Source organism: Aestuariirhabdus litorea, from assembly GCF_003864255.1.
Taxonomy (GTDB): domain Bacteria; phylum Pseudomonadota; class Gammaproteobacteria; order Pseudomonadales; family Aestuariirhabdaceae; genus Aestuariirhabdus; species Aestuariirhabdus litorea.
This window is the reverse complement of record NZ_QWEZ01000001.1, coordinates 588242-610648: the sequence shown is the minus strand read 5'-3', so window position 1 is coordinate 610648 and position 22407 is coordinate 588242. Positions and strand designations below refer to the sequence as shown.

Sequence of the window (22407 nt, the reverse complement as noted above, 5' to 3'; positions counted from 1 at the left end):
CACTCTTAAGGGCACGATTCACACTACCGTGATCAAGGCTCCGGCCGTGCCTCAAACACCGCCACCACCTTGCGCTCTGCATTAAGCAGCGCCAGTATTCCCCCCTTGAGACTGAAACCCACCACGCTCGCCAGCCGATTAAGGAAGCGGTCCTCCTGCTCCATACCGGTGGCACAGGCGCGCTGGGTCGAGATCAGGGGACCGAAGCTGAGATCGTTTCCCTGTTGCCGATAGCTGGCATTAAACTGATTGCACCCCCCATAGCCCCCGGCGTGCCCCCCCTCGACATCGAAGCGCAGAAACAGCTCTTTGCCGACCCAGCCTTCATCTACTGCCTGATCGTCCAGACGCACCAGTTTCCAGTAGGTATTGGTCAGGCTCACCGTATTCCGGGCGGGGTTGTGCCCCCCCACCCGGCGTACCATCAGCGGGAGCGGCCGCTCAGCCCCGGCCGCAAAGGGGTCAATATGCTCGGTGCTGGTAAACATCAACTTACCGGCGCTGTGAATCTCCGCGCGGATCGCGTAGCGATGGCCCGTCACTATCTGCTCGGGCGCATAGCGAACACTCAGGGCGTAGGGAGGCGCCTTGGCTCCGACCACCAGCCGCGCTTCATCCACAATATCCGCCGGCGCATCTACGCGGGAGACATCCTGCAACAACACCGTCACCTCGGCCTCCGGAGGAAGCATCATGCGCTCCCGGTAGGAGACCAGGGTATCAATCTGCTCACGGCTATCCGGCATCAGGGCCTGGCAGCCTCCCAGCGTTAACCCGATCAGGGCAAGCAGCGGGGTCCACAGTCGTTGACGAGGGTTCATGGCAGGGCTCCTTAACGGGCGGGTGAGGGATCATACCCCCTAATCTCTAGCCACTCCTACCCGTTTTTGCAACCAGCAACCGGGACACCTCAGGTAGAGAGCTGACGGCTGAGCGGGGAGTCACAAAAGACTTTTTTCCCACGTTTCCTGTGAGTATACTTTGCTTCCTATAGGAAACATCGCTGGGATACATGACTGTCACCCGACGCCGTGACCGAAGCGCAAATCGGGCGGCGATCGTCTACTGTTATAGCCCTGAACTCTTTATACCGCTGAACCAGCTCCTCCGGAGAACCCTATGTCCGACACGCCACTCCTGAAGACCCCCCTTTATAACCTGCACCTGGAACTAGGTGCCAAGATGGTCCCTTTCGCCGGCTACGAGATGCCCGTACAGTACCCCCTCGGCGTCAAGAAAGAGCACCTGCACACCCGTGAACAGGCGGGTCTGTTCGATGTTTCCCACATGGGCCAGGTGAAACTGAGCGGCCCGCGCGCGGCGGCAGCGCTGGAAACCCTGGTACCGGTCGACATCATCGACCTGCCGGCGGGTAAGCAGCGCTATGCCCTTTTTACCAATGACCAGGGCGGACTGCTCGACGACCTGATGGTGACCAACTACGGCGACCACCTCTACGTGGTGGTTAACGCCGCTTGCAAGGAGCAGGATATCGCCCATATGCAAGCCAACCTGGGGGATGATGTGGTGCTGGAGCGTCTGGATGACCGTGCGCTGGTGGCCCTGCAGGGACCCACCGCCGTCACCGCCCTCAGCCGCATCGCACCGGAAGTGGCCAACATGGTGTTTATGGACTCGCGTCACCTGACCATCGACGGGGTCGACTGCTTCGTTAGCCGCTCTGGCTACACCGGCGAAGACGGCTTCGAGATCTCCATCCCCAACGCCGAGGCCGAGCGCCTGTGTCGCCTGTTCCTCGAGCAACCCGAAGTGGAGGCAATTGGCCTCGGTGCTCGCGACTCGCTTCGCCTGGAGGCGGGGCTGTGCCTCTACGGCCACGATATCGATACCACCACGACCCCCATCGAAGGCAGCCTGATCTGGGCGATCAGCAAATCCCGCCGCGCCGACGGTGAGCGCGCCGGCGGCTTCCCCGGCGCCGAGATCATCTTCGAGCAGATCGCCAACAAGAGCTACGCCCGCAAGCGTGTAGGGCTGCTGGCCGAAGGCCGGGCACCGATTCGCGAGGGGGCGGAGCTGGTCAATGCCGAGGGAGAAACCATCGGCGTGGTGACCAGCGGTAGCTTTGGCCCCAGCATCAACGCACCGGTTGCCATGGGCTACGTCGCCACCGCCTACAGCGCCATCGACACCCAGGTGTTTGCGCTGGTTCGAGGCAAGCAACTGCCCATGACTGTCGCTCGCACCCCCTTTGTCGAGCAGCGTTACTACCGCGGCTAACCCCTCGCGGGGAGGCCCTCGGCCTCCCCTATTTTCCAACTCTGGGTTTGTACCCCTCCCTGCGCTAAAGCTAGCGGTTGCGGCCGTACTGTTCGTGGCTGGTCACCCAGTCGCCGGCGATCACCGCCGACCCCAGAGACAACTCACCGCAGAGCACAGTGGCGCCGATGATTTCGGCCAGTTTGTTGACCTTGCCCTTGCCTTCACACCCCATTAACTGCAGGCATTCCCGCTGGGTGGCCAGGCCCGTGCCGCCGCCGTGGGTCGCCACGATCAATGACGGCAGGGTAATGGAGAAGTAGTAATCCCCCTCCGGCGTGAGGGTGGCGTAGACCACCGCCGCCGAGGATTCGGCCACGTTGGCCACATCTTGGCCGGTGGCAATAAAGAGCGCGGTAATACCGTTGGCGGAGTGGGAGCCGTTATTGACCGCCCCTGCCATAAAGGAGCCGGTGTTGCTGATCTGGCGCGAACGGAACAGCAGCTCGGCACTGACCCCCATCTGCTCCCGCAGCAAACGGTCGGGAATCACCGCCTCGGCGATCACCCGCTTGCCGCGACTGTGGAGGGTATTGAGCAGCGAGTGCTTCTTGTCGGTATCCATGCTGCCGGAGAGCATATAGCGGCGGATACCGGGGTAGTTTTTCATGATCCACTCACAGGCGGCGAAGGTCGCCCGCCCCACCATGTTCTGGCCCGCCGCATCACCGGTACTGAAATTAAACCGCAGGTAACGCAGGCAGGCGGCGGCGTACTGCTCTATGCGCAACAGCTTACCACTGGAGGTGGTCGCCTCCGCCACCTCGCGGATAGCGTCCAGGTTCTGCTCCACCCAGGTACCGAACGCCCGCGCCTGGCGAGCGTCGTCGAACACAAACACCGGTGCCCGCTGCATGGCATCATCCACCACCGACACCGTCACCCCGCCGGCGTCCCGCAGCAGGCGCATGCCGCGGTTGTAACTGGCCACCAGGGTGCCCTCGGTAGTGGCCAGGGGAACATAAAAGTCCCCCTGGGCATGTTCGCCATTGACCAGCAGCGGACCGGCCAGCCCCATAGGAACCTGGGCCACACCGGTAAAGTGTTCGATATTGCCGCGGGTCGACTCGGGTTGCAGTGAGTAGTGCGCCACGTGCTCCACCCTCACCCCGGTCTGTTGCTCGACAAAGTCGCGGCGGGTGGTCGCCATCGACTCGGTATTATCCTGCACCTTATCGCGGGGTATTTTTGCACTCATCGGATGTCATCTCCTGTCAACGGGCCGTGTTATGGTTGAATATCCGGAGTCTACCCTTTGGCTCTGACGGCTACCGTTAAAAAATTTACACTATGAGGAGACCCTGCGATGGAGCCTGTGGACCAATCCCAGCTCGCGACGACCGGCTTGTTCGCGGCGCTCGAAGCCCCTATTCAGAAGTCGTTGCTCGCCAAGGGGCGCACCCTACAGCTCGCCCCTGGAGAGGTGCTTTACCACCGAGGGGATGTTCCGCGGGGACTCTATGGGCTGGTAAGTGGACAGCTGCGCCTGAGCGCGGAGGACAGCCATGGAAAACAACTGCTGTTTGGTACCATCGAGGCGGGTTGGTGGTGCGGTGAAATTCCCGTACTGGATGGCCAGCCCTATGCCCAGACCGCAACAGCGGTGGAGCCGAGCCGACTGCTGTTGATTCCCCAAAACGCCCTCGATAGCGTGCTGGAGCAGCACCCCGAGCTCTACCGACACTTCACCCGCATACTCTGCCGACGCATCCGTATCGCGGGGCAGATGTTGGAGGAGGCGGCTTTCTACGACCTGGCCACGCGGGTTGCCAGCCAGCTACTGCGGCTGTGCCGCATCCACCGCCCCCAGGCGAACCTCTGCCTGAAGCTTCCCCAGGAGGAGATCGCCTCCATGCTGGGCATTACGCGCCAGAGCCTTTACCGGGTATTGAAGCAGTGGCAGCAACAACAATGGATCGAGCTGGGCTACGGTTCACTGACGCTGCTGCGGCCCGAGGCACTGCTGGAGCTGGTTCAGGCCCAGCAGGCGATCCCGCCGGGAATTACCAGCGCTCGACGCGATAGCCCAGGTTACTAAGCCGCTGCAATACCCCTGCCTCCCCGACCAGGTGAAGCGCGCCCACCAACACCAGCTCCGGTTGTGGGCTGGCCAGCAGGCGCTCCAGTTTTTCCAGCCAGGCGCTGTTGCGATCCACCAGCAGTTGCCGGTAGATGCGAGGGTAGTCCCGCTGCATGGGCTGCATCACCTCCTCATCCAACCGCAGAAGGTCACCCTCTCGCCAGGCCTGTTTGACACTGTTGAGGGCCGTTGGCAGCATCTGCAGGTCATTCAGGGTGTTGAGGATCATCTCATCTTCCTCCCCCTCACCCATGGAGGCGATCGCCGCCAGCTGCTCCTCCACCGACTCCAGAACATCTATCGGTTTGCGATCCGCCAGTGCCCGCTGGTAAAAATGCTGGTCGACTCCGGTCCCCGCCATCCCCAGGCGCTGCATCTCCAGCACCGAAAGGGTGACCGATACCATGCCGGGGCGGAAATTCTGAATCATCGCCATAGGATAACCCCGCGAGCGGCAGTACTCCTCCAACTGACGATAAACCTCTGGACTGAGGTGCATCGCCAGCGCCTCACCGGGGGGGTAAAGCATACGCGAGGCCAGTAGCTGCTGAAACTCGGGTGACTCAATCAGCTTAAGGTCCGCCTCCAGCACCAGGCTATCCGCCTCGGCATAGGCCCGGTCATAGGCATCGGGCAGCGGATAGTCCTCCTCACTGAGCAGGTGCAGAGTACCACCGATATAGAGGACTCCGGAGGCGCTGGACACTCGCCAAACGGCCCCGTCACCCAGGGCTGTGGTCGACACCCACAACAGCGCGAAAATAATAGCGCCCCGCAGGGTATGCAACAGCCCGCCCCTAAGGCGATAGGAACACTTGCAACCAACTGTCACCATTGATTCCTCCCTCTTGATCCGCTGCTCGACGCCACGGCCCAGGATACTGAGTACCGCCCCCCTGGTGCGGACGGTGAAATGACTGTCCGGCCGTGGGCAGCAGATGAACCACCCGCAACCCGCCCCTTACCGGCAGGGCTCCATAGAGTCCGGAAATAACCCGCTGACGGGAAGACGATGCTACCTCAGCCGATAGTATCCTAACGCGACACCTTCAGGGTAGCCCGTGGTACCCCGAGGCGCCCCCTCTGGCAGCCTGCTCGGGACGCCTTCACGGCCTGCGACCGCCCGGCATACACACACCCGCTGTGGATGCACCGATGCCGCCCCCAATCGGCCCTGATTGCAGCAGGCCTGCGGGGGTTCGGGGACGGCAAAACCCTTGCGCTCGGCGGCGCTTGTCATTACCCTTCGCGCCCCCTGCTCGTCTATGCTGGGAACAACCCGACCCAAGGTGCTGACCTACGATGACCCCTGTTTTTATTCACTATTTCCTGAAAATCTTCTTCATCTTTACCCCTTTCTTTGTGGTATCGGTGTTCGCCTCCCTGACCAAGGACCTGGGCGACGGGGAGAAGAATCGCATCGCCAACAAGGTCACCATCGCCGTCATGGTCAGCAGCTTCGTGATCTTTCTGGCCGGCGAAACCATTTTCCAGCTGTTCAGCATCACCCTGGATGCCTTTCGCATCGGCGCCGGGGCGGTGCTCTTCCTCTCGGCCCTGTCGATGATCAACGGGCGTGCCGATGTATCGGCTAACCATGGCCAGGATATTGCGGTCGTCCCCCTGGCGATGCCCATTACGGTAGGACCCGGTGTGATCGGGGTATTGATGGTCATCGGCGCCGAGCTGGACACGCCTCAGGAGCGTGTCAGTGTTGCCCTGGCCCTGTTCTGCGCGGTCTTGGCGGTGGGTCTGCTACTGCGGCTCTCCAACCGGGCGCGCTTCCTCAACCGGCCTCACACCCAGGTAATCCTCACCAAGGTAACCGGTCTCTTTGTTTCGGCGATCGCCGCCCAGATCTTCTTTACCGGCGTCAAAAACTTTATGGCTTGATCGTTTTCCGAGCAAAAAAAACGGGAGCCAGGCTCCCGTTTTTTTGGGTAAAGAATCAGTTCAGCAGCAGGGGTCGATTGGCCTTTTTGCGCACCGCCGCCCACTCCTCGTAGGTGCGTGCAGCCTCGATGCCAGGCAACGAGTCGATCACCTCGAAATAGTCGAGGTTGTACCGGTCGGCAAACACCTCATCCAGATCGCGACAACGTACGGCATAAACCGTTTGTACATTCTGGTGGTCGAACTTTCTCCAGATCTGTTCATCTTTCAGCAAGGAGTAACTGTGGCCCTCCAGTGAACGGATCACCGCCTTGGTGTCAAAGCTCTGCGCCCGCTCTACCGCGTCCTTGTACTGGTACAAAATACTGTAAGCCGACGCGGCGGAGCTGGAGGGGTAGCTGGAATAGCGGCGCGCGTACTCCTCCACAAACTGCTTACCCCGGGGATAGTCGTAGATATAGGGCACTTTCCAGCTCCAGGGCACCGCCCCCAGCACGCCGGACATCACGGTGGGGCCGGCATCACGGGCCATACCCAGGGTCAGGTTGGGTACCACAATAGCCATCTGCTTCTTTAACCCCATGTCGTAGGCCAGCGTGAGGCCACGCACCATATCGTTTCCAAACAGCACCAGCACCAGCACGTCGGCCTTGGAGTCACGGGCTGCGGCCAGAGCCTCTTTAAAGTGCTTAACCCGGGATTTGGGGAAAGGGGTTTTCACACCGGGGTGCGCGCCGGTATCGGTGGTATTGGTAAACATGCGCAGGGACTCTTCGGTGGTCCAGCCCCAGGTGTAATCGGCGGTAATATAAAAGAACTTCTTGCCGGCATACTGCTCATTGAGGTGCTTGGAAAGTACCTTGGAGGACATCCAGGCGTTATAGGTCTCCCTGAACATATGGCTGTGGGCTTCCTCGCCCGTGGTGGAGTTGGAGTAGGTCAGGGTGCCGAAGTAGGGAACGTTCAACGCCCGAGCCTTCTTGCCAGAGGCGATGGCGACAGCGCTGGAGGAGCCCCCAAACAACATCTTCACCCCCTCGTTGCGTACCATGTCCTCTACATTACGCACGCTTTTTTCGGGAACCGAGGAGGTGTTACGGCTCACCATCTCCACCCGCTTACCCAGAATCCCCCCGGACGCATTGATCTCGTCGAGCGCCATCAGGGCACCGCGCATCTGCTCCAGTCCCTGCTCTTTGTAATGCCCGGTTTTGGGGTAGTTAAGGCCCACCTTCACCACCTCTTCGGCCGCTTGAACCCCCAGGGTGCAAAATCCCGCCAGCAGAAATAACCACCTAGATGCCTTCATTCCATTTTCTCTCGTTTTGATTCTGGTCAGCTGCCCACCGCTTTTCAGGACAGAGCCACTGCCTCTGCAGCCGGTAGGTTACTCTTCTGAGGCGCCCCCCCTGCGGGTGGCGTCTGGTGCCTCCAGTAACTCTACCTGCCTCCCCCGGCAGCCACTCACTAGCCTTTGGTCTTAAGGCTTATAGCCCCTACCCAGAAAGCGTCCAGTGCAGCCTAGCAGCATGAAGTAAAACACTCAGGATGTCATGATCCAGCATTATTTTTTTGCGCCTGTCCGCCTTCGTCAGTGGCTGGGTAGCAGGGAGGATTAGCAGCCACAAAAAAGGGAGCCGAAGCTCCCTGCGGATAGGCAGTAACCGGTGCTGACCCCCGGCCCTGCACGCCTCACCTTGAGGTGAGGGCTGAGACTCAGGCGCTCAGGTCGATACGGGTACCCACCCGGTTTTCCTGATCCTGAACCCGCTGTTCCTGCTCCGCCTGCTGGCTCTGCTCAACCTGCTGAACCCGGGCCACATCTTCCCGGCGCTGCTCAGCCTGCTGAGCCTCCTCCAGTTGCTGACGTTGCTGCACCCGATCCTGACTCTGGTTTTGCAGGTTGGTATTGGTGGGGGTGACAGGCGTCGATATGGAAAGACCTTCTACTGCCATAACGTAATCCTCGCTCGTTGCCTTGGTTAATCCCTATTCCCTAGGAGAGAGTATACTCCGTTTTCTGGCGTTTTTTTCACCAATGGGTCTCAATTATTAATACCGGTTAAGTCTTAGTATCCATTTTTTTAACTCTTCCCGAATTAAAAACCCTCCCCCGTGCTGCAGACAGGCTCTCTTTTTTGCCTTGCTGCGGGAACTGACAACGCCGCAGGTATCTCTTACTATGTAGATTCGTTCCATCACCATGATGACAAGGAGACAGCCATGGCGATTACCCACTTCGACCCGGTCAGCTACCAGCTAGTCAAAGCCGACGGACGCAGCCTTCATGCTGAGGTACAGGTGACCATCACTGCCAATTCCGACGACACGGAAAACGCGGTCAAGATCGATCTGCTGGTCAAGATGGCCGATGGGCAGACTCAGGAAAGCAGTTTCACCATGCGACGGGATATGGCCTTTAACTTTGCCCACCGCACCCGCGAGGAGCTGCAAAAAATGGGCGTACTCGGGCACGGTGAGCATGCGGTCAATGCTTCCCCCATTTTTATGCAATCCAAAGCTTACGACATGCTGTTCAAGAAGGTGCGTGCAGCCCTCAACATAGACCCGACCGAAACCATCGACCTCGACCGTTTTATCCACAGTGGGGACAGCAACTAACCCCCCGCAAAGGGGCGTACTCCGCTGCCATACCCCCCCTTTATCGGTATACTAGGCCGTTTCTCAACCTGACGAGGAGCGGCCCTTGAAGTACATCGGAGCCCATGTAAGTGCTAGCGGAGGCATCGCCAATGCCCCCCGGAATGCCAAGGCGATCGGCGCCAACGCCTTTGCCCTGTTCACCAAAAACCAGCGCCGCTGGGACGCCCCGCCCCTGACCACGGAGCTGATCGATGAATTCCAGGCTACCTGCGATCAACTCGGCTTTGTGGCCGAACAGATCCTGCCCCACGACAGCTACCTGATTAACCTGGGACATCCGGAGGCCGAGCCGCTGGAAAAATCCCGCACCGCCTTCATCGATGAGATGCAGCGTTGCCAGCAGCTGGGGCTGGTGTACCTCAATTTCCACCCCGGAAGCCACCTCAAAAAGATCGCCATCGACGACTGCCTGGCGCGCATCTCGGAGTCGATCAACCGCGCGCTGGATGCCACCTCCGGAGTGACCGCGGTGATCGAAAACACCGCCGGCCAGGGTTCCAACCTGGGGTACCGCTTCGAGCAGATTGCCCAGATCATCGAGGGGGTCGAGGATAAGTCACGGGTGGGGGTCTGCTTCGATACCTGCCACGCCTTCGCTGCGGGTTACGACCTGCGCAGCACCGAAGATTGCCAACATACCTTCGCCGAATTCGAGCGCATCGTCGGCTTTCAATACCTCAAGGGAATGCACCTCAACGACGCCAAAATCAAGCTGGGCAGCCGAGTTGACCGCCACCAGAGCCTGGGCAAGGGAGAGATCGGCCTGGAGGTGTTCCGCTATATCATGGGCGACTCGCGTTTCGACGGCATACCCCTGGTGCTGGAGACCATCGACGACAGCCTCTGGGCCGATGAGATCCAGCTGTTGCGCCACTTCGCCCTCGAGGACAGTTAGTCCGCGACTTCAAATGATTTGAACAACTCGCGCAAAACACTCCGCTATCCTGAACGGGGGGAGCACAGTAGTCTGGAGCTATCCTAAACCGGGGGATCCAGCATCCCCCCAAAGCCTCGGAGCCATCCCATGCCCCCCCCCCTTATCCAACGCCTTCTCGCCAGCGATGCGGGCCTTGCTGCCCTGCTGCTGCGCGTCCCCGTCGGTATTATCCTCGCCGCCCACGGCGCCCAGAAACTGTTTGGCGCCTTCGGTGGCTACGGACTCGAGGGCACCGGGCAGTGGATGGCCTCCATCGGACTGGGGCCCGGTTACCTGATGGCCCTGATGGCGGGCAGCGCCGAATTCTTCGGCGGCCTGGCACTGATCCTCGGTCTCCTGACCCGACCCGCCGCTCTGGTCAGCGCGATCACTATGGTCGTTGCCATTTTCGCCGTGCACATCGATAACGGCCTGTTCCTGAGCAACAACGGCTACGAGTTTGGCCTGGCCCTGCTGGCCGCTACCGCCTCGCTCGCGGTCAGTGGTGGCGGAGCCCTGTCGGTCGATGCCCTCCTCAGCCACCGTTAAACAACCGCCCCCTACCAGGGGTCCTGACCAGGAGACCACTATGATCACCCTTCTCAAATCCGGCGAGCGCGGCCGTGGCGATTACGGCTGGCTCAAAACCCGTTACAGCTTCTCCTTCGCTGATTATTACAACCCCCAGCGGATGGGGGTCTCCGCCCTCAGGGTTATCAACGATGACTGGATCGCGCCGGCGGCCGGTTTTGACACCCACCCCCACCGCGATATGGAGATCATTACCTATATGCTGGAGGGGGCGATTGAGCACCGCGACACCATGGGGTTCCATACCACCCTGCGGGCAGGCGAGGTACAGGTGATGAGTGCCGGCAGTGGTATTCGCCACAGCGAGCATAACCCCTCCCCCGACGCCCCCCTCAAGCTGCTGCAGATATGGATTCAACCCCGGGAGCGGGGGGTGAGCCCGCGCTACGCGCAAAAAGATTTTGGCGACAGCAGGGGGGTCACCCTGCTGGTTTCCGGGGATGGCCGCGGGGAGAGCCTGCCGATCCACCAGGATGCCCGCCTCTACCAGTTGCGACTGCCGGCGGGTAAACAGAAGCTGGAGCTGGAGACTGGCCGCACCGGCTACCTGCACCTGATCTCGGGCACACTCAGCCTCGACAACCGGTCGCTGGCGGCGGGGGACGCAGCCGTCGTCGAAGGGCAGGCGCAGGCTGAGCTGCGGGTGGAAGCGCCCATCGAAGCACTTTGGTTCGACCTCCCCTAGGGCGGCCGCGCCCTCCACCGGCGGCCATTAAGGGTTCCCTAATAAAGCAACGGCATGGTGTCAGGCTGTCCTGTAACACAAGGCACCCACCATGATCAGTCCAACCCGTCCTATTGCCCGCTGTCTCCTGCTGCACTACTACCTTTTGTTCCTGCTTTTCCCGGCCCTCTAGCAGGTTCTGGTGTTTGCCTCAGGCATGACCGGCCTTAGGGGCGTGCGCCAGACGACCCTGATGAGCCTGCCGTGGCCACTGCCGATTTTGACCTTCCAGGCTGGGCTCGGCGGTTCAGTGCCCTGGCCGGGCTGCTCCTGTGGACCGTTTCCATGGTCGGCGTGGACTACTGGCTGATCTACGGGCAGGAGTTCACCCAGAGCACCATACCCGCAGGATAAGCGGCCCCGGCCGGCCAAATAGACTAAGGACTTACGAAGAAGTCGCCATCAATCCCCGGCAACGCCTGCAAGCGTGACGGCCAGCACGGTAGGCTCAGTTGATGCGACGACTCACACAGGTATTGCATCTTTCATTGGCGAAAGCTGACTTATATCAATACCTGACCCTCACAAAGGTAGCAACGTTAAAGAAACCGTTTAGTCTATCAACCGGGCTTGTTAGCGCCAGCTACTAGCCAGAGGCACCAAACTGGGTGACTTAAGTTACGCCTCAGGTAGCCGATAGATCAAAACAGATATCAAAGCGTACAAAAATTCCACCCGAGGGGTACCGATCATGATTAAAGGCCTAGCCGCAATTATCGCCACTTCAACTTTTTTGCTGTCGGTGCCGGCGACTGCGGCCTCTACCGATGCCTTGGTGGCAAAAAAAGCCGCCATTGTCGAGAAGGTACATAAAAAAGCAAAAAAGGCACTGGTCAATGCCGCCCAGGACAAGAGCTACTCCGAGTTCCTAGCTGCTGCTCCAGAGCATCGTCATAGCCTCAGAGGGCGAATCGACGAGGTGTCCCTGAACGTACAAAAGAAATTTGAAGTCGAGGAGATGTGCCTGATTGATGTTGGCGGTCCCGAGCTTGCACGCATCGTGGGAAACCAGATTGCTACCGACCTATCAGAGGATGAAACCAGTGCCATCTTCTTTAGACCGGGTTTTGATGCGAAACCCCGCACCGTCTTCATCTCACCCATTTACATGTCTCCGGATGCCGACAAATGGGTAGTAGCCTATGTTACTCCCGTACTGGTGGGTAAGGATAAAAAAGCCATTCTTCACTATGAGCACAGCTTGTCCATTTACCAGGATGCGCTCAATAAAGATGTTTCCGGTGCCCGCTTGTTTGCCGTTAATGCCGATGGTTATCTGATCTCTGACAGTGCAAACCCCATCGGGGTTGACAAGGTAGGGGAAAAAGAGGAGCCCGCAGACTACTTCTCACCCTTCAGCTTTGCCGGTAAAGACCTCGCAGGCATCATTGCCGCCATTGATGCAAAAACTCCCCTCGAACATGAAGGAAAATCCTATCAGGGCGCGTACAAAACAGTAGAAAACTGGACGCTGATTGCCGTGGAGTGAGTCAATAACTCATAAAGGGAAGGCCATTTGAAAGCAGGTAGGTAGTCGCAATGAACTTACGCACCAAACTGATAGCAACGATAACGGCCTGTTCCCTTCTCCCCCTGGTTGCATTGGCCTGGATCTCGCACACAAATGCACAAAAAGCGCTCGGCGCGCAGGTGGAAGCGAGCCTTCTGAATAGCAGCTCGGATAGGATGCGGCTTCTGGAGACCTTTTTCGCCGAGTCAGTTACCGATGTCCGCACCTGGTCAAATCTGGGTATCATGCAGGACCTGCTGACCGATGATGAGGAGGGCGAGCTTTCGGCAGAGCTGGCCCGACTGCAAAACCGCTACCCCCATTTCTCTGAAATCACAGCACTTAACGGAGAGGGACGTATCGTTTCCTCCTCGCTTAGCGAGCGAAGCGATACTCCATTCAGCGATCAGGAGGCGCTGTTTGAAACCGCATCCAGCGCTCCCCTCTATCAAAGTCCTGTTACCGGGGATCCTATGTCGGGGCACCCGGTACTGCTTTTAGGGGTTTCCGTCCGTGCCAGTTACGACCCCGATACCGTGATCGGGGTGCTGATAGGTGTGGTCGACTGGGAAAAAATTAACGCCAGACTGAGCACGCAGACCGTCAACGCTGAACCCCAGGACCAGCACCATCGGCTGGTCCTCAGAGATAGCAATGGAGTCACGCTCTATCAGACGGCCGAGGGCACCCCGATTGGGAATGTTGATTTACCAGCCAGCAGCGGCATAAAAACCATCGATTTTGATGGTCGCCAATACCTAACCGCAACCCAGCACAGTAGAGGTCACGGCGAATTCAGTAACCCGGGCTGGCAACTTCATGAGATGCTCGATGCCCGCATCGCTTATCAAGCCGTTACCCGCCTGAAAAATCAGGCGCTGCTCATCGGGGCTCTGGCAATCGCCGCTGTCCTGGTCGCCAGTTTCATGGCCTCACAGCACATTGTTAGGCCCATCCGCAGGGTCGTTCGTCGCTTAAAAGATATATCCAGCGGCGGTGGCGATCTTACGGTGACCCTGGAGGTGGACGGTTCAGACGAAATATCCCAACTATCTGCTGCCTTCAACGACTTTGTAAGGAAAATAAGAGGCATCATAACCACCACCGCCGCTGCCACCAATGAGCTTGCATCCATTGTCGATGAATCCCACCAAGTCACGCGACAAACCCAGCAAGGCGTATTGCAGCAACAGGCACAGATTGACCAGATGGCCTCTGCTATTAACCAGATGTCCGCTACGGTGAACGAGGTGGCCAGCAACACAATGGAGGCCGCCGAAGCGGCAAACGATGCGCAGCTTCAGGCTACCAATGGCCAGGAGTTAATTGAAGAGACCATCAAAACCATCGAGCAGTTGGCTGGCGAAGTCAGTAATGCCTCCGGGGTCATCGTAGAACTGGCAAGAGACAGCGATCAGGTTGGTTCTGTGCTTGGCGTGATTCGTAATATAGCCGAGCAGACCAATCTACTCGCTCTTAACGCCGCCATCGAAGCGGCTCGGGCAGGAGAAAGTGGTCGCGGCTTTGCTGTCGTGGCCGATGAGGTAAGAGCCCTCGCCCAGCGTACGCAAAATTCTATTGAAGAGATCGAAGCGATCATCGAACGACTACAGAGCCAGTCGAACAAAGCCGTTTCCGTGATGCAAAATGGCTCTCGCGTAGCCACTCAGGGCACGGTCCGGGTTGGCGATGCCGGGAGTGCATTGAGTTCAATTCTTACTGCCGTAGAGCGGATATCCAGAATGAATGAACTGATCGCCACCTCAGCTCAGGAACAATCGCATGTGGCGGATGAGGTCAACAAGAATATTTTGGTGATCGCAGAGGTTGCTGAACAGACCGCCGCCGGAGCCTCACAAACCGCATCAGCCTGTAACGAGATGCAGCAACAGAGCCGTAACCTGAAAGAGCTTGTCGCCCAGTTCCGCACCTGATGAACAAAGGGGGGGCTTTTTTGCAATAACCCAGCCAGCAAAAAGAAACTCTCTTTTCATCGCCCTGCTAAAATGGTTGGGGATGATCACGGTCCACCAGCCAGGAGGCCGCCCTCCGCTCGGATAGGCTCCTGCTCCGTTATCCTCAGCACCGTTAGCTCCTGCGATACCATAGGAACAGGGATGATCGTTAAAGTCGCTTTCGTATTGCTTTGCCTACTGCCTGGCCTGGCGCTCGCGGCCGAAAAGCGGCCTCCCAAGCAGATTACGCTGGTCTATGAAGTGAAAGCGAACCCCCCGTTCTACCTCGGCAACGGCACCACCATAGATTGGGAAAAGCCGGGCATCACCCTGGAAATGCTGAAGCTACTCGAAAGCCGCCTGAAGCTGGAGATTCAGTTTATACGCCGTCCCTGGGCCCGCGGGCTAGAGGAGGTCAGAACCAATCGGGTCGATGGTATTTTCCATAGCAGTTTCCAGTGGCAGCGCATGGTCATTGGGCGCTACCCCATGAACAATGGCTGGCCCGATGCCGATCGCAAGATCATGAGCCAGTCCTATCACTTCTACACGACGGAGGGCTCGCCCCTGCAGTGGGACGGCAGCCGCTTGAGCCAACTCAACGGCGCCGTAGGAGCGGTCATCGAGTACGCCATTATCCGGGACCTGGAGGAGATGAACATTCCGGTCGAGGTCTCGACCTCGCAGGAGGGAAACCTCAGGAAGCTGGTGGCCGGCAGGATAGCGGCCATTGCCGACATAGAGACAATGACCGACTACCAGCTGCAAGCGCACCCGGAGGAGTTCAAGTCCATCGTCAAGCTTGAACCCGCCATCAGGACCAAACCCTACTACCTGGTGCTGTCCCACCGTTTTGTTGAGGAAAACCCCGCCCTTGCCGAGGCCATATGGAATGAGATCAAGGTGATTCGAACATCCGAGCACTTTGATCGCATTGCCCGCAAATACCTCCAGCCACAAGCCCCCTCACCGGGGGCCAAAGGGAGCCCTCTCCGTTTTGGCGAATAGGCTACGGCTTCAGGAGCTGCACGAAAGCATGGAGCAGCCTGCCCGCTGGCGTGCCCATTCGGGGCGCCGCTGGGCATAGGCCGCTTTGCCCGGCTGTTCCTGATAGGGATGGCGCAACAGTTCAAGCAGTGTTTCCACCTCGCTGTAGTCCCCCTGCTCAGCCTTGTCGATCGCCTGCTGGGCCAGGTAATTACGCAGCACATAACAGGGGTTAACGCGGTTCATGGCCCCCCGCCGCTCGCTGTCACTGGCGGACTGCTGACGAAGGCGCCGCTGGTAGTCCCGCAGCCACTGGGCAATACGCGACTCGATGGCTCCACCCAACTCTTCTGGGCGATAGTAAGCCGCCCGCAAAGGTTCCATCAGCTCGGCATCGCTCAGGGCCTGGGCCGTATCGCTGCTGTCGATGTTGGCCAGTGAGCGGTAGAAGATTGTCATATCGGTTTCGGTCAGCCGCAGCAGATCCTGCAGGCGGGTCACCAGCCGCTCATCGGCCTCGCCGCGCCAGCGGTCAAACCCAAGTTTAGCGGCCATCATCGCCTGCCACTGCTGCTGGTAGCAGGTCCCGTAGCGATCCAGAGCCGCCTGCAAGCCACCGGTCCCCTCCAGCAGGGGGGCGATGGCGTTGGCCAACTGGTAGAGATTCCAGTGGGCCACCTGGGGTTGCTGGCCATAGCGGTAGCGGCGCTGGCCGGCATCGGTGGTGTTGGGTGTCCAGTCCGGATCGTAACCCTCCAGCCAGCCGTAGGGGCCGTAGTCGATGGTCAACCCCAGTACCGACAGGTTATCGGTGTTCATCACCCCGTGGACAAAGCCCACCCGCATCCAGTGCACCATCAGCTGGGCGGTGCGCTGGCACACCTCATCAAACCAGCGCTCATAGACGTTAGCGGAGGGCTCCCCCAGTTCAGGAAAGTCCCGCTCAATAGTGAAATCAACGAGGCGCCGAAGCAGCTCGATCTCGTTGCGCGCGGCGTGGATCTGGAAGCTGCCGAAGCGGGTAAAGGTGGGGGCCACCCGACAGACAATCGCCCCCGGCTCATAGCCGGCATTGCCGTCGTAGAACATATCGCGCAACACCGGCTGGCCGGTGCTGACCAGGCTCAGGGCACGGGTGGTGGGAACCCCCAGGTGGTGCATCGCTTCCGAGCAGAGAAACTCCCGCAATGAGGAGCGCAGCACCGCCAGCCCGTCGGCGCTGCGGGAGTAGGGGGTGGGCCCTGCCCCCTTGAGCTGCAAGGTCAGGTGCTCTCCAGCCCGGTTGCGCACCTCTGCCAGGTTGATGGCCCGGCCATCCCCCAGCTGCCCGGCCCAGTGGCCAAACTGGTGACCACCATAGTTGTTGGCCCAGGGCGTCATCCCCGGCAGCAGCCGGTTACCACTGAACAGTTGCAGGAACGCCTCGCTTTCACAGTCGGCGGAGTCCAGGTCGAGCAGTGAAGCCACCTCCGGGGAATAGGCGATCAGTGTGGGCGACGGGACCGATGCGGGTGTCACCCAGGAGTAGCAGGCCGCGGGCACCTGGCGGCGAAAATTGGCGGACTCGGGGTCGGCGGGCAGCGCTTCCACAAAGGCATTATCAAACTGCCAATGCTGGAACACCTGCGCCTCATCAGCGGAAGACATGGCTTTCTCGTGCGCTCCGGCGCTGAGCGCGGGTCAGGTTGGTCGCCGTTTCAGCTCGACCTTTGCTCGACTACTTGTAGTCGAGACGATCCAGGTCGTGCTTTTTCATCTTATCGTAGAGGGTCTTGCGGGCCAGGCCGAGGCTGACCATGGTCTCCTTGATGCTACCACGATTACGCTGCAGTGCCTCATGGATGAGGGAGCGTTCAAACTGGTCGACCCGCTCCGAGAGGGTACGCCGACTCTGTAGTTCGTCGCACTGTCCCTGCTCCGTCAATACCAGGTTGGCCTCATCACCCAACAGCACATAGCGCTCCGCCAGATTGCGTAACTCCCTCACATTACCGGGCCAGTCGTGCTGCAACAACTGCTGCATGCGCTCGCCGGGCAGGGGAATAATCTCCTGCTGGTAACGGGCCGAGGCGATCAGGGCAAAGTGCTCAAACAGCAGCGGCAAGTCTTCCAGGCGGTCCCGCAGGGCGGGAATATCGATGGTCACAATGTTGAGGCGGTAAAAGAGATCACTGCGAAAGTTACCCTCATCGCTGAGCTCCTTGAGGTCCACCTTGGTCGCGGCCACGATTCGGATATCGAGGGGGATCAACTCGTTCGATCCCAGCCGCTCCACCATCCGTTCCTCGATCACCCGCAACAGCTTGACCTGTACCGCCATTGGCATACTCTCGATCTCATCGAGGAACAGGGTACCGCCATTGGCGTACTCAAACTTGCCGACCCGCGACTTATCGGCGCCGGTGAAGGCTCCGGCCTCATGGCCGAACAGTTCGCTTTCAATCAGGTTTTCGGGTACCGCGCCACAGTTGATGGCGACGAAGTTTTTCTCACGCCGGACACTGTGCTCGTGCAGGTAACGCGCCACCAGCTCCTTGCCGGTACCGGTTTCACCATTGATAAGGATATCGGTGGGGGCGTTCAGCACCTGGTGGATAATGCGGCGCATGTTGCGGATGCTCTGGGTGTTCCCCAGTATGCGCGGACCCGGAGCACTTTGCGCCTCGATCTCACGACGCAGGTTGCGGTTCTCCAGGGTGAGGTTGCGTTTCTCCAGCGCCCGTTTGACCACATCCACCAGCAACTCGGAGGCGAAAGGTTTTTCAATAAAATCGTAGGCCCCATCGCGAATGGCGGCCACCGCCATGGAGATATCTCCGTGGCCGGTCACCAGGATCACGGGCAGGTCGGGATCGATCTCGCGAATCCGCTTCATCAGCTCGATACCATCCATGCCCGGCATATTGATGTCGCTGACGATCACACCGGGCCAATCGATTCCCAACTCATCCAGTACCTCGCCTCCCGAGCCGAAGCAGCGGACAGAGTAGTCTTCCAGCTCGAGGGTCTGCTGAACAGTTACCCGGATATGGTGCTCATCATCGACGAAGATGACGGGACCCTTGAGGTGGTCCTGCTCGGTTACGCTCATGCGATCTGGATACCTTCCTGTAACTGGCTCTGCTCAAGCTCGATACGAAAAACGGCGCCCCCTAAGGGGTGGTTGGCAGCCACCATGGTACCCTGCATCGACTCGATAATGCGATGGGAGATCGACAAACCCAGCCCCAGCCCCTGGGAGACCCCCTTGGTGGTAAAAAAGGGCTCAAAGATACGCTCAAGCAGTGTCTCCTCGATCCCCTCGCCGCTGTCGTGGACCTCGATGATCACCCGCCCCGACTGGCTGGAAAGGCTGACCCTCAGCTGCTGGCTGGGGCAGCCCTCCATCGCCTGCAGGGCATTGGAGAGGAGGTTGATCAGCACCTGCTCCAGGCGCACCATATCCCCCATCACATAGAGGTCCAGCTCATCCCCTACCACCTGGCACTCAACCCCCTGCTGGCGCATCTGGGGGGCAATGATGTTGATCGCGGCATTAAGGGAGGCGTTGACCGATACCGACACGCGAGCGCCGGAGCTTTTGCGGGAAAACACCTTGAACTGGGCCACGATCTTGCTCATATGAGCGGTCAACTGCACGATCTCGTCGAGGTTGGCGCGGGCGTTCAGCTCGCGGCCACGCTCCAGAAACTTGCGGGCGTTTTCTGCGTAGCTGCGGATCGCCGCCAGGGGCTGGTTCAGTTCGTGGTTGATGCCCGCCGACATCTGCCCCATCACCGCCAGTTTGGCCGCCTGGATCAGCTCATCCTGGGTCTCTCGCAGCCGTTGCTCGGTCCGCTGCCGCTCCTCCACCTCGTCCAGCAGACGACGATTAGTCTCGGACAGGTCCGCGGTACGGCTGACGACCCGGCTCTCCAGCAGGTCGTGTGCCTGGCGCAGGCGGCTGACATTGCGGACACGCTCCACCAGAAACAGCAGCAGCAACACCACGATGATGTATAGCGCGGCGCTGATGATCACGGTGGTCAACACCTGGTTGCGTACCGGTTGGGTCGGGCTGAGCAGGTGCAGCTGCCAACCGGCTCGCTCCATCGCCAGGCTGTTGACCAGATAGGTGCGGGTGCGGTTGTTTTCGATGATGGTCACCACCTTGGCACCGGAGTCGAGCAGGGAGTCCGGAAGAGCGCCCGGCCTTGCGTTGAGGGTTCCCAGGGGCTGGTCCCCATAGCGGCGCTCCTGGCCAATGCGCTGCCAGTCCACCGCCCCCAGGGGCTGCAGGGAGTGGTAGAGCCACTGCGGGCGGGTCGAGATAAAGGCGATGCTGTCGGGGTCGGTCACCAACAGCTCCGGCTCATCCGCCAGGCGAATACTGCTCCACTGGGACTCAATGTCGCTGAGGCTGATCTTGATCACCACCACCCCGATGATGTCCTCGGCGTCGGTAATGGGATAGGAGAAATAGTAACCACGCTGGCCCGACGCCATGCCCAGGGCATAGTAGCGCCCGCCCCGCCCCTCCATCGCCTGGGTAAAATAGGGGCGGAAGCTGTAATTGTTGCCGATAAAGGTGGTGGGCAGGTTCCAGTTGCTGGCCGCCACCGTCGTGCCCTGGCTGTCCAGCAGGTAGATATCGGAGGTATTGCTGATCTCGTTCATCTTCTGCAGGTAGCGGTTGAGTCGCAGGGAGACCTGCTCATCGCGTTTGTCCTGCAGGAAATTTTTCAACAGCGGGTTGGTCCCCAAAAGTTCGGGGATAAACTGGTAGCGACTGAGGATGGAGCCGAGGGAGTTCTCATAACGCTGTAGCTGAGCTAAAGCGCTCTCCTGAAGGTGATCATAAGCCACCTGGCGGGCGAGCGAGCCACTGATCCACACCAGTAGCAGAAACAGCACCACCAGCCAGCCGATCATGATGGCACTGCGGCGGTGAATAAAGGTGATCAGGTCGGACACGGACAAGCCACGGCTAATGCTGGACGAATCCCCATTTTAGCACGCCGGCGGCCGCGCTTTAACCGCCACCTACAGCCCCCCTATACCACCAAAGTCGATTATCCGGCGTCCGCCACCTGACCTAGAATGGCTCGTTAGCTCAAGCAGGCCCAACAATAACGACAACTGCAGCGGGAGCGTACCGGTGGCCCTGATCCATGGATTGCACCTAAACCACCTGAGGGGGGACCTCCTCGGCGGCCTGACGGCCGCGATCGTTGCCCTGCCCCTGGCGCTGGCCTTTGGCGTCTCCTCCGGGGCCGGCCCCATTGCCGGACTCTACGGCGCCATTGCAGTGGGTTTGTTTGCTTCCCTCTTTGGCGGTACCCCGGCGCAGATCTCCGGACCCACCGGCCCCATGACGGTGGTGATGGTGGCCATCTTCACCGACTATCTCTCGCGCGACCCGGTACATGGCCTGGCCACCGCGTTCACCGTGGTCATGCTCGGCGGGGTACTGCAGATCCTGTTCGGCCTGCTCCGGTTTGGCCGCTACATTACCCTGATCCCCTTTCCGGTGATCTCGGGCTTTATGTCCGGGATCGGCGTCATTATCATCATTTTGCAGCTGGCCCCCTTTATGGGACTCCCCCCCGTCGCCGGCGTACTGCCCTCCCTGCTGGCGTTACCGGGCCAGATCCCCCAGGCCAACCCCTCGGCCCTGCTGCTCGGAGCCCTGGCCCTGGCCATCGTGCTGGGCATGCCGGCCCGCATCAACCGGATACTGCCAGCCCCCCTGGCGGCGCTTATCCTGGTTACCCTGCTCAGCATCGCCCTGTTTGAGGGAAATGCGGTACCCCGCATCGGCGAAATTCCCACCGGTTTTCCCTCGCTGGTCATGCCCACCATCGACCGCGAGCTGCTGCAGCATATGCTGGGCTCTGCACTGCTGCTGGCGACCCTGGGGTCGATCGACTCCCTGCTGACCTCGCTGGTGGCCGATAGCCTGACCCGCACCGACCACGACTCCGACCGCGAGCTGATTGGCCAGGGGATCGGCAACACCCTGGCCGGCCTGGTCGGTGGACTGCCGGGGGCAGGGGCGACCATGCGCACGGTGATCAATATCCACTCCGGCGGCAAAACCCCCCTTTCGGGGGTGATCCATGCCCTGGTGCTGCTGGCGATCGTCGCCGGCGCCGCCTTCCTTACCGAACCCATCCCCCACGCCGTGCTGGCGGGCATCCTCATCAAGGTGGGGATCGACATCATCGACTGGCGATTCCTCAAACGGGCCCACAAGACCCCCCTGATCGCCATGGCCCTGATGTACGGGGTGCTCCTGCTAACGGTCTTTGTCGACCTTATTACTGCGGTGGCGGCGGGGGTCTTTATCGCCAATATGATTACCGTCAAGCGGCTGACCGACCTGCAGACCCGTTCGATCCAAACCCTCACCGGGCTCGAGACCGAGCTCCCCCTCAGCGAACAGGAGCGCGACATCATGCGCGCTTGCAAGGGGCAGATCCTGCTGTTCAGGCCGGTAGGTCCGATGAGCTTTGGGGCCGCCAAGGGCATCGCCCACAGCCTCAACCGGGTGGAACGTTACCGCTGCCTGGTGCTCGACCTGAGCGCCGTTCCCCTGCTGGACGTCAGTGCCACCCTGGCACTGGAGGATGTGATCCGCGAGGCTCGGAGCCAGCACAAGACGGTGCTGGTCAGTGGTGCGGCGCCACCGATCGACCACCTGCTGAACAAGCTGGGGGTCTACCGCATGATCGAGGGCAGCGGGAACCACAGCGACCGCCTGCAGGCCCTGCAACGGGCCGCGCAACTGGCCGCTCCCGCCGAGGAGAGTTGATATGCATCAGTTGA

At 60.0% G+C, this 22407-nt stretch carries 20 protein-coding genes; 12 read left to right on the top strand and 8 right to left on the bottom strand.

Annotated features, from left to right (window positions below; all coding sequences use genetic code 11):
* Positions 1-32: 32 nt before the first annotated feature.
* Entirely contained in the window at positions 33-821 is a 789-nt protein-coding gene (locus tag D0544_RS02900; RefSeq protein WP_125014513.1) for an META domain-containing protein, read from the bottom strand.
* Between the two features lie 298 nt (positions 822-1119).
* Between D0544_RS02900 and gcvT the strand changes: the two genes are divergently transcribed.
* Entirely contained in the window at positions 1120-2241 is a 1122-nt protein-coding gene (gene gcvT / locus D0544_RS02895; protein ID WP_125014512.1) for a glycine cleavage system aminomethyltransferase GcvT, read from the top strand.
* A 70-nt stretch (positions 2242-2311) separates the two neighbouring features.
* On the opposite strand, the gene D0544_RS02890 is transcribed toward gcvT, so the two are convergent.
* Entirely contained in the window at positions 2312-3478 is a 1167-nt protein-coding gene (locus tag D0544_RS02890; protein WP_125014511.1) for a hydroxymethylglutaryl-CoA reductase, read from the bottom strand.
* Between the two features lie 108 nt (positions 3479-3586).
* On the opposite strand from D0544_RS02890, the gene D0544_RS02885 reads away from it, so the two are divergent.
* On the top strand, positions 3587-4318 hold the full coding sequence (locus D0544_RS02885) for a Crp/Fnr family transcriptional regulator (protein WP_125014510.1): 732 nt from the start codon (positions 3587-3589) through the stop codon (positions 4316-4318).
* Here the strand turns inward: D0544_RS02885 and D0544_RS02880 are convergent.
* Positions 4284-5195 (bottom strand): TraB/GumN family protein, encoded by a 912-nt coding sequence (locus D0544_RS02880; protein WP_125014509.1) that lies wholly within the window; start codon positions 5193-5195, stop codon positions 4284-4286. The genes D0544_RS02885 and D0544_RS02880 overlap by 35 nt on opposite strands.
* 467 nt (positions 5196-5662) lie before the next feature.
* On the opposite strand from D0544_RS02880, the gene D0544_RS02875 reads away from it, so the two are divergent.
* Positions 5663-6253 (top strand): MarC family protein, encoded by a 591-nt coding sequence (locus tag D0544_RS02875; protein WP_125014508.1) that lies wholly within the window; start codon positions 5663-5665, stop codon positions 6251-6253.
* A gap of 55 nt (positions 6254-6308) precedes the next feature.
* On the opposite strand, the gene D0544_RS02870 is transcribed toward D0544_RS02875, so the two are convergent.
* Together D0544_RS02870 and D0544_RS02865 are read right to left on the bottom strand one after the other, a co-directional pair.
* A complete protein-coding gene (locus D0544_RS02870; RefSeq protein ID WP_125014507.1) occupies positions 6309-7562 on the bottom strand; it encodes an ABC transporter substrate-binding protein in 1254 nt (417 codons plus the stop codon).
* Between the two features lie 407 nt (positions 7563-7969).
* Positions 7970-8209 carry a hypothetical protein gene (locus tag D0544_RS02865; protein ID WP_125014506.1) on the bottom strand — a complete coding sequence of 80 codons (240 nt, stop codon included), beginning with the start codon at positions 8207-8209 and terminating at the stop codon, positions 7970-7972.
* 267 nt (positions 8210-8476) lie between these two features.
* Between D0544_RS02865 and D0544_RS02860 the strand changes: the two genes are divergently transcribed.
* From D0544_RS02860 to D0544_RS02830, 8 genes are all read left to right on the top strand, one after another.
* Positions 8477-8875: a DUF5064 family protein gene (locus tag D0544_RS02860; protein WP_125014505.1), complete on the top strand. Its 399-nt coding sequence runs from the start codon at positions 8477-8479 to the stop codon at positions 8873-8875.
* Positions 8876-8960: 85 nt separating this feature from the next.
* On the top strand, positions 8961-9812 hold the full coding sequence (gene nfo / locus D0544_RS02855; protein WP_125014504.1) for a deoxyribonuclease IV: 852 nt from the start codon (positions 8961-8963) through the stop codon (positions 9810-9812).
* A 129-nt stretch (positions 9813-9941) separates the two neighbouring features.
* On the top strand, positions 9942-10382 hold the full coding sequence (locus D0544_RS02850) for a DoxX family protein (protein ID WP_125014503.1): 441 nt from the start codon (positions 9942-9944) through the stop codon (positions 10380-10382).
* Positions 10383-10422: 40 nt separating this feature from the next.
* Entirely contained in the window at positions 10423-11109 is a 687-nt protein-coding gene (locus D0544_RS02845) for a pirin family protein (RefSeq protein WP_125014502.1), read from the top strand.
* 243 nt (positions 11110-11352) lie between these two features.
* Complete coding sequence (locus D0544_RS17075) at positions 11353-11502, top strand: hypothetical protein (protein ID WP_164880804.1); 150 nt, start codon at positions 11353-11355, stop codon at positions 11500-11502.
* A gap of 337 nt (positions 11503-11839) precedes the next feature.
* Positions 11840-12637, top strand: a complete 798-nt coding sequence (locus tag D0544_RS02840) for a PDC sensor domain-containing protein (protein WP_125014501.1) — start codon at positions 11840-11842, stop codon at positions 12635-12637.
* A gap of 50 nt (positions 12638-12687) precedes the next feature.
* Positions 12688-14592 (top strand): methyl-accepting chemotaxis protein, encoded by a 1905-nt coding sequence (locus D0544_RS02835; RefSeq protein WP_125014500.1) that lies wholly within the window; start codon positions 12688-12690, stop codon positions 14590-14592.
* 183 nt (positions 14593-14775) lie between these two features.
* Positions 14776-15621 carry a substrate-binding periplasmic protein gene (locus D0544_RS02830; protein WP_164880803.1) on the top strand — a complete coding sequence of 282 codons (846 nt, stop codon included), beginning with the start codon at positions 14776-14778 and terminating at the stop codon, positions 15619-15621.
* Positions 15622-15630: 9 nt separating this feature from the next.
* Here the strand turns inward: D0544_RS02830 and D0544_RS02825 are convergent, their stop codons facing one another.
* The 3 genes from D0544_RS02825 to D0544_RS02815 form a co-directional block, all read right to left on the bottom strand.
* A complete protein-coding gene (locus D0544_RS02825) occupies positions 15631-17247 on the bottom strand; it encodes a protein adenylyltransferase SelO (RefSeq protein ID WP_125014498.1) in 1617 nt (538 codons plus the stop codon).
* A 70-nt stretch (positions 17248-17317) separates the two neighbouring features.
* Positions 17318-18691 carry a sigma-54-dependent transcriptional regulator gene (locus D0544_RS02820; RefSeq protein ID WP_125014497.1) on the bottom strand — a complete coding sequence of 458 codons (1374 nt, stop codon included), beginning with the start codon at positions 18689-18691 and terminating at the stop codon, positions 17318-17320.
* Complete coding sequence (locus tag D0544_RS02815) at positions 18688-20553, bottom strand: sensor histidine kinase (protein WP_125014496.1); 1866 nt, start codon at positions 20551-20553, stop codon at positions 18688-18690. Before D0544_RS02815 ends, D0544_RS02820 begins: the two co-directional genes overlap by 4 nt.
* Positions 20554-20737: 184 nt before the next feature.
* On the opposite strand from D0544_RS02815, the gene D0544_RS02810 reads away from it, so the two are divergent.
* Positions 20738-22393 (top strand): SulP family inorganic anion transporter, encoded by a 1656-nt coding sequence (locus D0544_RS02810; protein ID WP_125014495.1) that lies wholly within the window; start codon positions 20738-20740, stop codon positions 22391-22393.
* Positions 22394-22407: the final 14 nt, after the last annotated feature.

Excerpts from the sequence above, each read along its gene's own strand:
- D0544_RS02835 (WP_125014500.1), top strand. The coding sequence starts at position 12,688 with ATGAACTTACGCACCAAACTGATAGCAACGATAACGGCCTGTTCCCTT.
- D0544_RS02825 (WP_125014498.1), bottom strand. The coding sequence starts at position 17,247 with ATGTCTTCCGCTGATGAGGCGCAGGTGTTCCAGCATTGGCAGTTTGAT.
- D0544_RS02850 (WP_125014503.1), top strand. The coding sequence starts at position 9,942 with ATGCCCCCCCCCCTTATCCAACGCCTTCTCGCCAGCGATGCGGGCCTT.
- D0544_RS02875 (WP_125014508.1), top strand. The coding sequence starts at position 5,663 with ATGACCCCTGTTTTTATTCACTATTTCCTGAAAATCTTCTTCATCTTT.
- D0544_RS02865 (WP_125014506.1), bottom strand. The coding sequence starts at position 8,209 with ATGGCAGTAGAAGGTCTTTCCATATCGACGCCTGTCACCCCCACCAAT.
- D0544_RS02880 (WP_125014509.1), bottom strand. The coding sequence starts at position 5,195 with ATGGTGACAGTTGGTTGCAAGTGTTCCTATCGCCTTAGGGGCGGGCTG.
- D0544_RS02890 (WP_125014511.1), bottom strand. The coding sequence starts at position 3,478 with ATGAGTGCAAAAATACCCCGCGATAAGGTGCAGGATAATACCGAGTCG.
- D0544_RS02845 (WP_125014502.1), top strand. The coding sequence starts at position 10,423 with ATGATCACCCTTCTCAAATCCGGCGAGCGCGGCCGTGGCGATTACGGC.
- D0544_RS02885 (WP_125014510.1), top strand. The coding sequence starts at position 3,587 with ATGGAGCCTGTGGACCAATCCCAGCTCGCGACGACCGGCTTGTTCGCG.
- D0544_RS02870 (WP_125014507.1), bottom strand. The coding sequence starts at position 7,562 with ATGAAGGCATCTAGGTGGTTATTTCTGCTGGCGGGATTTTGCACCCTG.
- D0544_RS02830 (WP_164880803.1), top strand. The coding sequence starts at position 14,776 with ATGATCGTTAAAGTCGCTTTCGTATTGCTTTGCCTACTGCCTGGCCTG.
- D0544_RS02860 (WP_125014505.1), top strand. The coding sequence starts at position 8,477 with ATGGCGATTACCCACTTCGACCCGGTCAGCTACCAGCTAGTCAAAGCC.
- D0544_RS02820 (WP_125014497.1), bottom strand. The coding sequence starts at position 18,691 with ATGAGCGTAACCGAGCAGGACCACCTCAAGGGTCCCGTCATCTTCGTC.
- gcvT (WP_125014512.1), top strand. The coding sequence starts at position 1,120 with ATGTCCGACACGCCACTCCTGAAGACCCCCCTTTATAACCTGCACCTG.
- D0544_RS02900 (WP_125014513.1), bottom strand. The coding sequence starts at position 821 with ATGAACCCTCGTCAACGACTGTGGACCCCGCTGCTTGCCCTGATCGGG.
- D0544_RS02840 (WP_125014501.1), top strand. The coding sequence starts at position 11,840 with ATGATTAAAGGCCTAGCCGCAATTATCGCCACTTCAACTTTTTTGCTG.